The 14933-nt window shown below is 38.8% G+C and carries 12 protein-coding genes; 4 read left to right on the top strand and 8 right to left on the bottom strand.

All coding sequences use genetic code 11. From position 1 onward, the window contains the following. Positions 1-80 precede the first annotated feature (80 nt). Positions 81-764 carry a flagellar brake domain-containing protein gene (locus tag ESZ26_RS02665; RefSeq protein ID WP_146797917.1) on the top strand — a complete coding sequence of 228 codons (684 nt, stop codon included), beginning with the start codon at positions 81-83 and terminating at the stop codon, positions 762-764. Here ESZ26_RS02665 and xseA read toward each other — a convergent pair. Beyond that, complete coding sequence (xseA, locus tag ESZ26_RS02670; protein WP_146797915.1) at positions 761-2104, bottom strand: exodeoxyribonuclease VII large subunit; 1344 nt, start codon at positions 2102-2104, stop codon at positions 761-763. The genes ESZ26_RS02665 and xseA overlap by 4 nt on opposite strands. Positions 2105-2272: 168 nt before the next feature. Between xseA and guaB the strand changes: the two genes are divergently transcribed. Then, positions 2273-3745, top strand: a complete 1473-nt coding sequence (gene guaB / locus ESZ26_RS02675) for an IMP dehydrogenase (protein WP_146797914.1) — start codon at positions 2273-2275, stop codon at positions 3743-3745. Positions 3746-3964: 219 nt separating this feature from the next. After that, on the top strand, positions 3965-5542 hold the full coding sequence (gene guaA, locus ESZ26_RS02680) for a glutamine-hydrolyzing GMP synthase (RefSeq protein ID WP_146797912.1): 1578 nt from the start codon (positions 3965-3967) through the stop codon (positions 5540-5542). A gap of 227 nt (positions 5543-5769) precedes the next feature. Here the strand turns inward: guaA and ESZ26_RS02685 are convergent, their stop codons facing one another. The 6 genes from ESZ26_RS02685 to tkt form a co-directional block, all read right to left on the bottom strand. Then, positions 5770-6555, bottom strand: a complete 786-nt coding sequence (locus tag ESZ26_RS02685) for a DUF481 domain-containing protein (RefSeq protein ID WP_170246289.1) — start codon at positions 6553-6555, stop codon at positions 5770-5772. Beyond that, the gene (locus ESZ26_RS02690) at positions 6545-7375 is read right to left on the bottom strand and encodes a mechanosensitive ion channel family protein (protein WP_146797908.1); all 831 of its coding nucleotides are present in this window, start codon (positions 7373-7375) and stop codon (positions 6545-6547) included. Before ESZ26_RS02690 ends, ESZ26_RS02685 begins: the two co-directional genes overlap by 11 nt. Before the next feature lie 495 nt (positions 7376-7870). Then, positions 7871-8935, bottom strand: coding sequence for a class II fructose-bisphosphate aldolase (gene fba / locus ESZ26_RS02695; RefSeq protein WP_070374794.1), 1065 nt, complete (start codon positions 8933-8935; stop codon positions 7871-7873). A gap of 393 nt (positions 8936-9328) precedes the next feature. Further along, positions 9329-10507, bottom strand: coding sequence for a phosphoglycerate kinase (locus ESZ26_RS02700; protein WP_146797906.1), 1179 nt, complete (start codon positions 10505-10507; stop codon positions 9329-9331). 49 nt (positions 10508-10556) lie between these two features. Further along, entirely contained in the window at positions 10557-11585 is a 1029-nt protein-coding gene (epd, locus tag ESZ26_RS02705; RefSeq protein ID WP_146797904.1) for an erythrose-4-phosphate dehydrogenase, read from the bottom strand. Between the two features lie 113 nt (positions 11586-11698). Next, positions 11699-13687 (bottom strand): transketolase, encoded by a 1989-nt coding sequence (tkt, locus tag ESZ26_RS02710; protein WP_146797902.1) that lies wholly within the window; start codon positions 13685-13687, stop codon positions 11699-11701. A gap of 313 nt (positions 13688-14000) precedes the next feature. Between tkt and ESZ26_RS19150 the strand changes: the two genes are divergently transcribed. Continuing rightward, positions 14001-14141, top strand: a complete 141-nt coding sequence (locus ESZ26_RS19150) for a hypothetical protein (protein WP_170246290.1) — start codon at positions 14001-14003, stop codon at positions 14139-14141. Between the two features lie 162 nt (positions 14142-14303). Here ESZ26_RS19150 and ESZ26_RS02715 read toward each other — a convergent pair whose 3' ends face one another. Further along, the gene (locus ESZ26_RS02715) at positions 14304-14687 is read right to left on the bottom strand and encodes a hypothetical protein (RefSeq protein ID WP_146797900.1); all 384 of its coding nucleotides are present in this window, start codon (positions 14685-14687) and stop codon (positions 14304-14306) included. Positions 14688-14933: the final 246 nt, after the last annotated feature.

Below are 14933 nucleotides of genomic sequence, written 5' to 3' on the forward strand. Positions count from 1 at the left end.
TAATATTACTGAAGCCAATCATTTGATTGGCTTTTTGCTAAGTGCTACATTTAAAAACCTTATTCTTAAATGTTAACATTATGACAGCCACTCCTAAAAAAATTGCGTTGGTTAACCGCTTAGACAGAAACCTTGGCTTATTGCAGTCAGGTTCAACTATCACCATCGATATAGCGACACCTGCTGGACAAAAAGCAAAATTTCGCAGTACCTTCATCGGCTATCTCCCTAAGCATTATGTTTTAGTGCAATTCCCTGATGCAAATAAATTAGGAAATTTTTCTCAATATATTACACAAGGGGCTAGTATTACCGTGCGAGGTTTAATTGAAGGGCATGAAGGCGCTGTGGTTGCTTTTGTGAGTAATGTTAAAAAAACCTTACAGATTCCATCGAGATTAATTGTCTTGGATTTCCCGCGTTCAGTCAGTTTACAAAGTTTACGTTCGGCGATGCGCATTGATACTGACATTATTGCTAAGATCAAAATTGCCAAAGAATATTGGCAAGCGACTATCATAGATATTTCGGTTAATGGCTGCCAAGTTTTGATCAATAACGGTGAGTCGTTAGTGATGGAAAAAGATAAATGTGTCGAATTAGTCGTTGAAGACTTTCAAGGATTAGGAAACTTAAAGTTTTCTGCAGAAACTTGTAGCTATAAATCACAAGCTAATGGTCTTTGTATTGGTTTAAAGTTTGAAGAAAAAAGCAAAGCCTCGGTAATAAAGTTACTCCAGCATGCCGTTATTGCTGAAAATTAAACCTTGTCGGTAACTTGGCTGAAAATGCGTCCATCACTGACTTCAATAGATATCTTATCGCCAAGAGCCACTTGATCTTTTGTGCGAATAATTTGCTGACGACTATTTCTACTGACACTATAGCCACGGGCAATAGTCGCGAGTGGGCTAACAATATTGAGCTGTTCAATAACGTTAACAAAATGTTCAGTTTTGTTGTTTAAGTTCACCTGTAATGCTCGTTGTAATCTTTCATCTAAGTGGCGCAAAGTACTTTGATGTTGAGTAATCACTTTTGTTGGTTCAAAATGCTGTAAATCCCGAGCTAATTTTTCAGGCTTTTGTCTAAAACGCGCCAATTCACGCTTTATTGCACTATCTAAGCGAATATTTAATTCATCTGACTTTTGCTGGTGTTGCTGAAGTTTCCTTTCAGGATGGACTTGCGTTAAGCGATGATTAAGGTTTTGTAGGCTTGAGTTATCTTGTTTAACTTTTTGAATAAATAACTGCTGAACACGTGTTGACCATTCTTGTAAGCGACTTTGTAATTCACTGTTGTCTTGCGAAACAAGTTCTGCCGCTGCAGAGGGCGTTGGTGCTCTTAAATCAGCAACGAGATCACTTAAGGTTGTGTCTATCTCGTGACCGACAGCGCTGATAATGGGAATTCGGCTATGAAAAATAGCGTTGACTACGTCTTCTTCATTAAAGCTCCATAAGTCTTCTAGAGAGCCACCACCACGACCAACAATTAATACTTGGCATTCTTCGCGTTGATTAGCGATATCAATAGCATGAACAATGTCATGTTTAGCATGCTCGCCTTGCACAAGTGCTGGGTATATAACTATGGTTATAGCGGGGTTACGCCTTTGTAAGACAGAAATAATATCTTTGACTGCAGCGCCGGTTGGCGAAGTCACTATGCCAACCGTGGTAATATTTCTAGGAATGGCTTGTTTGAACTGTTGAGCAAATAAGCCTTGGGCATTTAACTTACTTTTTAATTGCTCAAATTGTTGTCGTAATAAGCCTTCACCGGCATCTTCCATCATTTCAATAATTAATTGAAAATCACCACGCGGCTCATACAAAGAAACTTTGGCTCGCACTAACACCTGTTGGCCGTTGCGAGGCGCTGAACCACCCGCTAACTTAACTCGTCGGTTGTTACCTTTAAACATCGCGCAACGCACTTGTGATTTACTGTCTTTGAGTGATAAATACCAATGGCCTGAGCTAGCGGCAATGAAATTTGATATTTCACCAGATAACCATACGGTATTAAGTTCACTTTCTAGCATGAACTTAACTTTTCTGGTCAGTTCACTTACCTGTAAAATGTGCTGCGTAGCCATAAAATACTTATTTTATTTAATGTTAAGCATTATTATATATTTCTTTAAACTATCTAGGGGTATTTATTTTAGTTTATCGTTAAATTTAAGTTGTTCTTAAAGCACAAAACGGTTAAAATTCTGCCGCAATATTCACTCCCTAACCAACCTTTTTAGAGAGATGTTGCGATGCTAAGAATTGCCCAAGAAGCACTAACTTTTGATGATGTATTACTTGTACCTGCTCATTCAGAAGTACTCCCACATACGGCCGATTTAAAAACTAAATTAACCCGTAAAATTAATTTAAATATACCTATGGTATCTGCATCTATGGATACAGTTACCGAAGCACCTTTAGCTATTACCCTAGCGCAAGAAGGTGGTTTAGGTTTTATTCATAAAAATATGACCATTGCTGAACAAGCGGCTAACGTATTAAAAGTTAAAAAATACGAAAGTGGTATTGTTTCAGACCCCGTTACCGTCAATGCTAACTTCACCATTGAAGAAGTTATGCATAAAGCCGATGATCTTGGCTTTTCAGGTTTCCCTGTTGTTGATGAAAACGGTAATCTTACTGGTATTATTACTGGCCGTGACTTACGTTTTGAAACAGACTTAACTAAGCCTGTCTCTGCATTAATGACGCCGAGAGAAAATTTAGTGACAGTTAAAGAAGGCGCCGCACGTGAAGAAATACTCGGTTTAATGCACAGCAATCGTATTGAGAAAATTTTAGTGGTTGATGATGCATTCAAGTTAGTGGGTTTGATCACCGCTAAAGATTATCAAAAAGCTGAAAATAAACCTAACGCTTGTAAAGATCAATTAGGACGTTTACGAGTTGGTGCTGCAGTTGGTGTAGGCGCGGGTACTGATGAACGGATTGACGCGTTAGTTGCCGCGGGTGTTGATGTTTTACTGATTGACACTTCACATGGCCATTCGCAAGGTGTGCTTGATCGCGTAAAAGAAACCCGTCAAAAATATCCTGATTTACAAATTGTTGCCGGTAATGTTGCAACGGGAGCTGGTGCAAGAGCATTAGCCGATGTTGGCGTCGATGCGGTTAAAGTTGGCATAGGCCCAGGGTCAATTTGTACTACGCGTATTGTTACTGGTGTTGGAGTACCACAATTAACGGCTATCTCTAATGCGGTAGAAGCGCTTAAAGGCACAGGTATTCCTGTTATTGCTGATGGCGGCATTCGTTTCTCTGGTGATATTGCTAAGGCACTTGTTGCTGGTGCGCACTGTGTGATGGTGGGTAGTATGTTTGCTGGAACCGAAGAAGCGCCGGGTGAAGTTGAACTTTATCAGGGTCGTTACTACAAATCTTATCGTGGTATGGGATCTTTAGGCGCAATGAGCCAAAAAGAAGGTTCAAGTGACCGTTATTTCCAAAAATCTGATGGTGAAGCTGACAAATTGGTACCTGAAGGTATTGAAGGTCGTGTCGCGTATAAAGGACCTGTTTCGGCAATTATCCACCAGCAGATGGGTGGATTGCGCTCATCAATGGGGTTAACTGGCTGTAAAGATATTGAGACCATGCGAACTAAGCCTGAGTTTATGAAAATAACCTCGGCAGGTATGGGTGAGTCGCATGTCCATGACGTAACCATCACCAAAGAAGCACCCAATTACAGAATGGGGTAACCGAATAGCTTATTTCTTTGCTAGTTAACACAATAGCGGCATCAGCAGTACTCACTGACTATCGTCAACTCCGTGCTGCTTCTTTGCTTTTGTGCAAACGAGCTTCGAACATAACTATTGTTAATTGCTTTTGGTCAATGTAAAAAAATTCTACAGGCTGAGTTATCAATAAATAACTCAGCCTGTTCATTTTATAAATAAATAAAGTAGGAAAACAACATGAGTAAAGACATTCATGATCACCGAATACTAATTTTAGATTTTGGTTCACAATACACTCAGTTAATTGCTCGTCGTGTACGTGAAATAGGTGTTTATTGTGAGCTTTGGTCTTGGGATGTAACCGAAGAGCAAATTAAAGGTTTTAACCCAACAGGTATTATCTTAGCTGGCGGCCCTGAGTCAGTCACTGCTGAAAATTCACCTCGTGCACCTGAATATGTTTATAACGCCGGAGTTCCGGTTTTAGGTATTTGTTACGGCATGCAAACAATGGCTGAACAACTTGGCGGTGGCGTTGAAAGCTCAACGCATAAAGAGTTTGGTTATGCAGCGGTTGAACTTATTGCTAAATCTGCGTTATTCAACAATGTTGAAGACAGTATTGGCGCTAACGGTAATGCTTTACTTGATGTTTGGATGAGTCACGGTGATAAAGTGTCTGCTATTCCAGCAGGTTTTGTTACGGTTGCACAAACAGCAAGTTGTGCCTATGGCGCAATGGCGAATGAAGAAAAGCAATTCTACGGGGTACAGTTTCATCCTGAAGTGACGCACACTAAACAAGGTTTACGTATTTTAGAAAACTTTGTTGTTGAAATTTGTCAGTGTGAGAAATTATGGACTTCATCATCAATCATTGATGATGCTATCGCAAAAATGAAAGCCCAAGTTGGTGACGATGAAGTTATCTTAGGTCTTTCAGGCGGCGTCGATTCATCAGTGGTTGCTATGTTATTACATCGAGCGATCGGCGATAAATTGACCTGTGTATTTGTTGACAATGGTTTACTTCGTTTAGACGAAGGCCAGCAAGTTATGGATATGTTTGGTGATCACTTTGGCTTAAACATCATTAAAATTGAAGCAGAAGATAGATTTTTAAATCGTTTAGCGGGTGAAAGTGAGCCAGAAGCAAAACGTAAAATTATTGGTAATGTTTTTATTGATGTCTTTGAAGAAGAGTCGAATAAGCTAGATAATGCAAAATGGTTAGCACAGGGCACCATTTACCCTGACGTCATTGAATCAGCGGCCTCAGCAACGGGCAAAGCACATGTTATTAAATCGCATCATAATGTTGGCGGCTTACCTGATTACATGAAATTAGGCTTAGTAGAGCCCTTACGTGAATTGTTTAAAGATGAAGTACGTAAAATTGGCTTAGAGCTTGGTTTACCGTATGACATGCTTTACCGTCATCCGTTTCCTGGCCCTGGGTTAGGTGTACGTATTTTAGGTGAAGTGAAAAAAGAATATGCTGACCTATTACGTCGTGCCGATGCTATTTTCATTGAAGAATTACACAAGCATGATTTATATACCAAAGTAAGCCAAGCCTTTACCGTATTCTTACCGGTGAAGTCAGTAGGGGTTATGGGCGACGCACGTAAATATGACTGGGTTGTATCATTACGTTGTGTCGAAACTATCGACTTTATGACCGCACGTTGGTCACATCTCCCTTATGATTTCTTAGGGTTAGTCTCTAATCGTATCATTAACGAAATTGATGGTATTTCACGTGTTGTTTATGATATTTCAGGTAAGCCACCCGCAACGATTGAGTGGGAATAAATACCACTTTTATCGCTTATAAATAATGATGGCCTTAACATTTAAATGTTAGGGCTTTTTTTTATTGTTTTGTTTAACTTATTATTGTTGTAATGAAGTAATGAAGTAATGAAGTAATGAAGTAATAGGTAATGCAATCTGTAGCGAGAGACACTAGCAATGAAAAGGAAATATATTTAGCCTTCAAAAGGGTTGAAGGCTAAATCAAGCAGCTTAGTTTAGGTCAACTAGAAGCTATAAACGAGCGTTAACGCCGTTTGAGTGTTGGTGTTTTCTTTGCCTTCTTCAACATCAGTATTATGATCAACCTTAAAACTAACTTTTAATTGTAACGTTGAAATAAGCTTAGTCGTTATCGAGCTTTCTGCTTGATAATTACTGTTTTCACCACTTTTAGTCGCATACTTAGCAACAAAACGCTGTTTAAATTTAACATGTTCGTTTAAATTACGGGTATACAAGGCTTGTGCCTGAATAATAAAAGCAGATTTATTTTCAGTATACTCATTACCATTTTCATCTGCTAAACGTACTACGTCTTTTTTATAACCTGGTCCAATATCAGCATCAAATGTGCCTGTCTTACTTTCAAACCAACGACGACCCCAACCAGCAGAGATAGAGCTTTGAGTCTCAAATCCGCCAAAACGATTATCGTCGTGAGATACATTACCGTAGACGTAGTTAGTTTTTTTAGCGCCAATGGTATAGTTAGTTTGACCAACTATTTTCCATTGTTGGTTTGTTGTTTGAGAGCGTTGAACACCCTCCTCATCTTCAATTTCGGCTTTACTTGCCAGTAAGTCGAAGCGAACAGTACTGCGCCATAGACCTAATTCATGATCTAAATCGAAGCCAGCTTTTAAATCAGTGCTTTCATTATCGCCCGTTTTAAATAGTGCGCCTAATTCAGCTGACATGCTTAATGGATCTTTTGGAGCGACTACTTCTTCGGCAAAAGCATTAAGTGATAAGCTGCCACATAAGGCAACGATTGCTAATTTATTGTTCATTTTTGGTCTCTTGATTAACATGTACAGAAAGTTGTGGAAAGGGTATTTCGATGCCAGCATCGTCTAAGGCAATTTTAATTTTTTCAAGCAAGTCACGATGAAGTATCCAGTAGTCGTCTGATTTTACCCAAGGACGAACAACAAAGTTTACTGAGCTTTCGGCTAATTCTTGTACACCGATAACAGTTTCTTTTTCTTTTAATACTAATTCGTGCTCGGTGGTCAGTTTAGTGAGTAATGCTTTAGTTTTTGCAAGATCAGCGCTGTAACTTACCCCGATAACCAAATCTAATCGGCGCTCAGGCTTGGTTGAAAAATTGGTAATGGTGCTAGAAGTAATTTTTCCGTTTGGAATGATCACTGTTTTATTGTCGCCAGTTCTTAACTTCGATGAAAAAATATTAATTTCTTCAACGATACCAGCAATACCGGCTACATCAATAAAATCACCACTTTTAAAGGGTTTTAAGACGATGAGTAGTACACCGGAAGCAAAGTTAGATAAAGAACCTTGTAAGGCTAAACCAACCGCTAAACCCGCAGCACCAACAATCGCTACTAAAGAAGAGGTGTTGAACCCTAAGTGGGATATCGCGGCAATAATAGCAACAAAGAACACTACGCCATAAGCAATACTACCGACAAAACTAATCACTGCTTTATCTATGTTTTTAAGTGAAAGCATTTTATCTATGCCTTTACGAACGAGTTTTGCCACCCACTTACCGACAATAATAATAGCAATTGCAATGCCAAAATCTATCAGATACTGCAGTAATTTAGCTTCGTTTTGTGCGAACCAATCAAGGATCATATCCATAATATTAGTGTTCCTTTTAATGTTATTAATTTTAAAATGCGACCCATTATACAGTAATTTTTTTTATTGAAAAACCCTCCGCAACAAAATAGCTGAGTTATCAATAATGTTTTATAAAAAAAGACGATGGGTAATGATCAAAAGGAGAAGGGGATGATCGGCTGATAAAGCAATTATTTGGCCAATAGTCGGTTATTATCTTGCCAAGATAAAAAAGGAGCCGAAGCTCCTTAATGTTCATGACTAGTCGATGTTATTTTATAATAGCGTTCAGTTTGCCCGCATCATATAAATCAAACATAGTATCTAATGAAATAGGTTTAATTTTATCTGCATTACCCGAAGCGCCACTTAATACTCATGACTAGTCGATATTATTTTATAATAGCATTCAGTTTGCCCGCATCATATAAATCAAACATAGTATCTAATGAAATAGGTTTAATTTTATCTGCATTACCCGAAGCGCCACTTAATACTCATGACTAGCTGATGTTATTTTATAATAGCGTTCAGTTTGCCCGCATCATATAAATCAAACATAGTATCTAATGAAATAGGTTTAATTTTATCTGCATTACCTGAAGCGCCAAATGAGTCATAGCGAGCTATACAAATTTCAGTCATGGCTTTTGTGGTTTCAGCTAAAAATTTACGTGGGTCAAATTCGCTTGGGTTGTGTGCTAAGAAGCGACGAGTTGCCCCCGTTGATGCTAAACGTAAATCAGTATCGATATTAATTTTACGAACACCATTTTTAATGCCTTCTTGAATTTGCTCTACCGGTACACCATAAGTTTCAGGAATATTTCCACCATATTCATTGATAATAGCAAGCCACTCTTGTGGTACTGATGATGAACCATGCATAACTAAGTGCGTATTGGGGATACGGTTATGAATCGCTTTAATACGGTCAATCGCTAAAATATCACCTGTTGGTGGACGGGTAAATTTATAAGCACCATGAGAAGTACCACAAGCAATCGCTAAAGCATCAACTTGAGTTTTCTTTACAAAGTCAGCCGCTTCTTCTGGGTCAGTTAACATTTGTTCTTTTGTTAATATACCTACAGCGCCAATACCGTCTTCTTCACCGGCTTCACCCGTTTCTAATGAACCAAGGCAACCTAATTCACCTTCAACAGAAACACCACAAGCATGTGCCATTTCAACTGTTCTGCGCGTTACATCAACATTGTATTCATAGCTAGAGGGCGTTTTGCCGTCAGACATTAAAGAACCATCCATCATAACTGATGAAAAACCCATTTGAATTGAACGCTGACAAACACTCGGTGAAGTACCGTGATCTTGATGCATTACAACGGGGATATGAGGAAACTCTTCAATGGCGGCAAGAATTAAATGACGCAGAAAAGGAGCGCCAGCATACTTACGAGCACCTGCAGAGCCTTGTAAAATAACCGGGCTATTGGTTTTGTCTGCAGCGATCATTATTGCTCTAACTTGCTCTAAGTTGTTAACGTTAAAAGCGGGAATACCATATCCGTATTCTGCAGCGTGATCTAACATTTGGCGCATAGAAATTAAAGCCATTGAATTACTCCTAAGTGTTTAAGATGTCATATATTATTTGCCCAATTTCAAAAAAACAAGTTTCATTGTGAAATTTAAGCTTTCGTATCGTAAGTATATCAGATAAGAAATTGACATGGCAAAAGAAAAAATAACACCCTCAAAGGTTTTTATTTGATTATTCAGAACGTAATTAAATAATGTTATTTAATTACTATCAATAAGCTCGTTAAACTCGGTTTATAGCGAATATTCATGCTTTTGTTTTGTAAGTTTACAACGAAACAGTGAAATATAATGAAAGTGCCGTTGATGGTTTTTACGAAGTTTTTTAGAAATAATAAAAAAAGCTAAAAAAAACCGCCATTTAAAAAATAAATAGCGGCTTAACGTTGATGATTTAATTAAAGTGTTTTACGTTTTAGCGCGTTCTTCTAAGATAGCGACAGCCGGTAATACTTTTCCTTCTAAAAACTCTAAGAAAGCACCACCACCGGTTGAAATATAAGATATTTTATCGGCTATATCATATTTATCAACAGCAGCTAAGGTATCGCCACCTCCGGCAATTGAAAAGGCTGAGCTTTCGGCAATTGCTTTTGCAATAGTTTCTGTACCACTACCGAATTGGTCAAATTCAAAAACACCAACAGGTCCATTCCAAACTATAGTGCCAGCATTTTTAATGATTTCAACGAGTGCTTGTGCTGAATCAGGTCCGATATCAAAAATCATATCTTCATCGGTAACGTCGTTAACCGACTTTAATGTTGCGACAGCCGTTTCTGAAAACTCTGTACCAGTAATTACATCTGTTGGTACAGGAATATCGCCATCATTTGCTCTTGCCTGTTGCGTTAAGCGGTTAGCTTCATCAAGCAAGTCTTCTTCGTATAACGATTTACCAACATTATGGCCGCTTGCAGCTATAAAAGTATTGGCAATGCCACCGCCAACCACTAATTGGTCAACAATTTTCGCTAATGACTCTAACACGGTTAATTTTGTAGAAACTTTAGAACCACCAACAATCGCCACCAATGGACGGGCAGGGTTGTCTAGTGCTTTACCAAGCGCTGTTAATTCACCCGACAATAATGGACCGGCACAAGCAATAGGTGCAAATTTTGCGACACCGTGAGTACTAGCTTGCGCGCGGTGAGCAGTGCCAAAGGCATCCATAACGAATACATCACACAATGCTGCTAATTTTTTTGATAAAATATCATCATTGTTCTTTTCGCCAACATTAAAGCGAATGTTTTCAAAAACAACTAATTCACCTACTTTTGCATCAACGCCGTCTAAGTAATCTTTTGCTAAACGAACGGGCACATTTAATGCTGCTGCTAAGTAGTCAGCGACGGGTTTTAATGAATACTCTTCGTTGTATTCGCCTTCAGTTGGACGGCCAAGGTGAGACATAATCATCACTTTTGCGCCTGCTTCTAAAGCTAGTTTAAGGGTAGGTAAAGCCGCTCTTAATCGAGCATCAGAGGTTATTTTTCCGTCTTTAACAGGTACGTTGAGATCTTCACGGATCAAAACTCTTTGATTGGCTAGTGCCAAGTCGGTCATTTTAATTACTGACATTTACTGTTTCCTATTCGATAAATTTTAAAGTTATGGGTGTTTTTTACTGTTATTGTTTTTTAAGCTGAATATCTTTCGCCATGACTTTTGCTGTATCTATCATACGATTTGCAAAGCCCCATTCGTTATCGCACCAGACTAGCATTTTCACTAAACGCTTGTGACTAACACGTGTTTGATTGCCGTCAACAATGCAAGAATGTGGGTCATGATTAAAATCTACAGAAACCAGTGGCTCTTCTGTATAGCCTAAAATTCCTTGTAAACCATTGTTTTGCGCACCAATAATCGCTTGGTTAATAGCGCTAATGTCAACATCTGTCGACAAGGTTAAACTTAAATCCATTGCGGTAACATTAATGGTCGGCACTCGAACGGCAATAGCTTCAAAGCGTCCAGCAAATTTGGGCAGTATTCTTTCGATACCTGCTGCTAATTTAGTGTCAACCGGGATTATCGATTGGCTTGCTGCTCGACTAAGACGTAAGTCTGGATGATAAGCGTCGATAACTTGTTGATCATGCATAGAAGAATGAATAGTGGTAATACTACCGCTTTCAACGCCAAAAGCTTCATCAATCACTTTTATGACGGGCACAATACAATTTGTGGTGCATGAACCATTCGATACTATTTTATCTTTTTCACTGAGTTGCTGATGATTTATGCCATAAATAATGGTGGCATCAACGTCTTGTTCACCAGGATAAGAGTAAAGTACTTTACGGGCACCTTGGCTCAAGTGAATATTTCCATCGCGTTGATTCGCAAATTTACCGGTGCAATCAAGAACGATATCGATGTTATGTTTTTTCCATGGCATGTCTTCGAGGGACTTTTCATGGCTAAGTTGTATGACATCACCGGCGATAACTAACTGATTGTCAGCTAACTCAACTGAAAAGGGGAAACGACCATGGGTAGTGTCATATTTTAATAAATGCGCAATACCTTTAGGCTCGGCAAGTTCATTTATAGCGACAAGCTTTAAATATTGGTTATCAGCATTCTCATAGAGGGCACGAGCAACACTTCGACCAATTCGGCCAAAGCCATTAATAGCAATGTTTACAGACATAAGTTTATCGGCATAGGTTGATGGTATTAATTTACGGTATTTATAAAAGTAAAATACCCTCAAATGATCATCATGTCACTTGAGGGCTTTAACTTATCGACTTTAGTTAATGACTAAAGCTGGTTTACCGTCTTGACAACATTTGCCACGGTGAAACCAAAGTGCTCAAGTAACACGTTACCCGGTGCAGACTCACCAAAGGTTGTCATACCAACAACAGCACCAGAAAAACCAACATATTTGTACCAAAAATCAGTATGCGCAGCTTCAATAGCAACACGTTTAATTACCGATGAAGGTAATACTGACTCTTTATACTCGCTTGATTGCACATCAAAAGTATTGGTTGACGGCATAGAAACTACGCGTACTTTTTTACCTTCAGCGGTTAATTGTTTTGCCGAATCAAGTGCTAACGAAACTTCAGAACCAGTCGCAATTAATATAACGTCGGCAGCACCTGCACAGTCTTGCAATACATAAGCGCCTTTGGCGATGTTTGCGACTTGTGCACTGTTACGCGCTACTGCGGGTAAACCTTGGCGAGAAAATATTAATGACGTAGGGCCATTTTTACGTTCGATCGCTGATTTCCAAGCAACAACAGATTCTGTTGCATCACATGGACGCCAAGTATCCATATTCGGAGTCGTACGTAAATTCGTTAACTGTTCAATCGGCTGATGTGTTGGACCATCTTCACCTTGACCAATAGAATCGTGAGTGTAGACAAAAATATTTTGAATACCCATTAAAGCCGACATACGAACCGCGTTACGCGCATACTCCATAAACATCATGAACGTTGCGCCGTAGTTAATGAAACCACCGTGCAATGAAACACCATTCATAATACCGCTCATACCAAACTCACGTACGCCGTAATAAATGTAGTTACCGGCAGCGTCTTTTTCAATACCTTTTGAACCTGACCATAATGTTAAGTTAGAACCGGCTAAATCGGCAGAGCCACCTAATAATTCAGGTAAGATCGCGCCAAAAGCTTCAATAGTATTTTGTGAGGCTTTACGCGAAGCAATATTTTCGCCTTTATCTTGGCAAGCTTGGACTAAGGCATTGGCTTTTTCTTCAAAGTCGCTCGGTAAATCACCTTTAATGACTCGGCGCTCGTATTCTGCTGCGAGTGCTGGGTGAGCCTGTTGATATGCTGAAAACTGCTCATTCCAAGAAACTTGACTTGATTGACCTTTTTCTTTTTGATCCCATTGCGCGTAAACATCGCTTGGAATTTCAAAAGGAGCATGTGGCCAGTTTAACGCTTTACGTGTCGCTGCAATCTCATCATCACCTAATGGTGCGCCATGACAATCATGTGTGCCTTCTTTATTTGGTGAACCAAAACCAATAATTGTTTTACAACAAATCATTGATGGTTTATCTGTTACGGCTTTAGCTGCTGTAATTGCCGCCGCTATAGCGGCTGAGTCGTGACCGTCAACGCTTATTACGTGCCAGCCATAAGCTTCAAAACGAGCAGGTGTGTCGTCTGTAAACCAACCTTCAACTTTACCATCAATTGAAATACCGTTGTCATCCCAAAAAGCGACTAATTTACCTAAACCTAAAGTGCCGGCTAATGAACATACTTCGTGCGAAATACCTTCCATTAAACAGCCATCACCTAAGAAACAATAAGTAAAGTGATCAACGATGTCGTGACCTGGACGGTTAAATTGTGCTGCAAGCGTTCTTTCGGCAATTGCCATACCAACCGCATTAGAAATACCGGCACCTAATGGTCCTGTCGTCGTTTCTACACCTGGCGTGTAACCGTATTCTGGGTGACCCGGTGTTTTAGAATGTAATTGACGGAAGTTCTTTAATTCTTCAATCGGTAATTCATAACCGGTTAAATGTAATAAAGAATATATAAGCATTGAGCCATGACCGTTCGATAAAACAAAACGATCGCGGTCAGTCCAATTTGGGTCTGTTGGATTATGTTTAAGAAAATCGCGCCATAATACTTCGGCAATATCTGCCATGCCCATTGGGGCTCCAGGGTGTCCGGATTTCGCTTTTTGCACGGCATCCATACTTAAAGCTCTAATTGCATTGGCCAGTTCTTGACGAGACGGCATATTGACTCCAATTCTTTATTATATTTATACTTAAATTGAACTAAGTATTTGAGGGTGATAGTGACGCCATTTTCGCCTAGACCACCACTAAACTGCAAACGATATTATGCAAATAAGTGTTTTTTTTGGCATTAGTTAGACCAAATAGCTAAAAAGACTATTAATGTTAATATAATGTAACTAGTTGGCGGTTGATGTTTTATCTGTTTTTATTACTTTTAAATGGTTGAATTACCGATATTAATCGTATAGATTGGTTGAGTTTTGTACAGATGTCAAAATAACAAAAATAACACCTGACACAGGAACATTTATGAACAGGTCATCTTCACGAGGAATTAAGCTGACAACAGTGATTTTTGCGGTAATCGTATTAGCTGTTTCAGCAGCATTGAGTAATATCTCAATGGTAGGTGACAAGGAAGTTACAATAGAAAAAGCTACCAGTGAATAATAGCTGGTTGCGTATTTATATATTTTAAAAGCCTCGTTTACGAGGCTTTTTTATGTTCAGGATGAACGGTATAGCACGGTGCCATGGATGGCAAGGAGTGTATATGTTCAGGGTGAACGGTATAGCACGGTGCCATGGATGGCATATAGGATGAACCAGCGATCAAGCTAGTTCTTTCTGTAGCCATTTAAGTGCTTGCTGGCGACCAAGCTCTAAACCATTAAACTGCTTAACGTTTAACTTATCATTATTACGCTTGTTGATAATATCCTGCGTGTTAGCAACACCTTCTTTGGAATAATTAATTGAGGCTATCGATTTCATATGAACCAGAGAACCCATACTTAATTGAGCCTCTAGTGAATAGGTGTAAGGATAAATTTTATTGACAATAACACCAAAATCAGTTTTAAAAAAAGCACAAAAAATAGTTTCTATTTCTTCCATCATCTCAATTGAAATATCAATACCTTTATCGAAAATTACTTCGGCAATAGATTCATTTAAAAGATTTACTTGAGCAAAATTTAATCTATGTTTTTCCATTTTTAGTACTCATATTAAAAATATATTTAATGAACCGATAATTATAGTCTGTCTTTTTAATTACTAGTAGGCTAGATGGGTGATCTACTAATAATTTTATCGAGGGGGTAGCTAATAATAAAATAGCACTTTTAAGTTAATGGCTAATATTTACCGATAAAGCTACTGATTGGATATATATCGTACGTTTACTATACTGCTTTGGTTGCTTAAATAAGCACCTGTTATTGATGTCATCTTTAATAA

The sequence above is a fragment of the Colwellia hornerae genome, assembly GCF_007954355.1.
Taxonomy (GTDB): domain Bacteria; phylum Pseudomonadota; class Gammaproteobacteria; order Enterobacterales; family Alteromonadaceae; genus Colwellia_A; species Colwellia_A hornerae.

Excerpts from the sequence above, each read along its gene's own strand:
- ESZ26_RS02665 (WP_146797917.1), top strand. The coding sequence starts at position 81 with ATGACAGCCACTCCTAAAAAAATTGCGTTGGTTAACCGCTTAGACAGA.
- xseA (WP_146797915.1), bottom strand. The coding sequence starts at position 2,104 with ATGGCTACGCAGCACATTTTACAGGTAAGTGAACTGACCAGAAAAGTT.
- guaB (WP_146797914.1), top strand. The coding sequence starts at position 2,273 with ATGCTAAGAATTGCCCAAGAAGCACTAACTTTTGATGATGTATTACTT.
- guaA (WP_146797912.1), top strand. The coding sequence starts at position 3,965 with ATGAGTAAAGACATTCATGATCACCGAATACTAATTTTAGATTTTGGT.
- ESZ26_RS02685 (WP_170246289.1), bottom strand. The coding sequence starts at position 6,555 with ATGAACAATAAATTAGCAATCGTTGCCTTATGTGGCAGCTTATCACTT.
- ESZ26_RS02690 (WP_146797908.1), bottom strand. The coding sequence starts at position 7,375 with ATGGATATGATCCTTGATTGGTTCGCACAAAACGAAGCTAAATTACTG.
- fba (WP_070374794.1), bottom strand. The coding sequence starts at position 8,935 with ATGGCTTTAATTTCTATGCGCCAAATGTTAGATCACGCTGCAGAATAC.
- ESZ26_RS02700 (WP_146797906.1), bottom strand. The coding sequence starts at position 10,507 with ATGTCAGTAATTAAAATGACCGACTTGGCACTAGCCAATCAAAGAGTT.
- epd (WP_146797904.1), bottom strand. The coding sequence starts at position 11,585 with ATGTCTGTAAACATTGCTATTAATGGCTTTGGCCGAATTGGTCGAAGT.
- tkt (WP_146797902.1), bottom strand. The coding sequence starts at position 13,687 with ATGCCGTCTCGTCAAGAACTGGCCAATGCAATTAGAGCTTTAAGTATG.
- ESZ26_RS19150 (WP_170246290.1), top strand. The coding sequence starts at position 14,001 with ATGAACAGGTCATCTTCACGAGGAATTAAGCTGACAACAGTGATTTTT.
- ESZ26_RS02715 (WP_146797900.1), bottom strand. The coding sequence starts at position 14,687 with ATGGAAAAACATAGATTAAATTTTGCTCAAGTAAATCTTTTAAATGAA.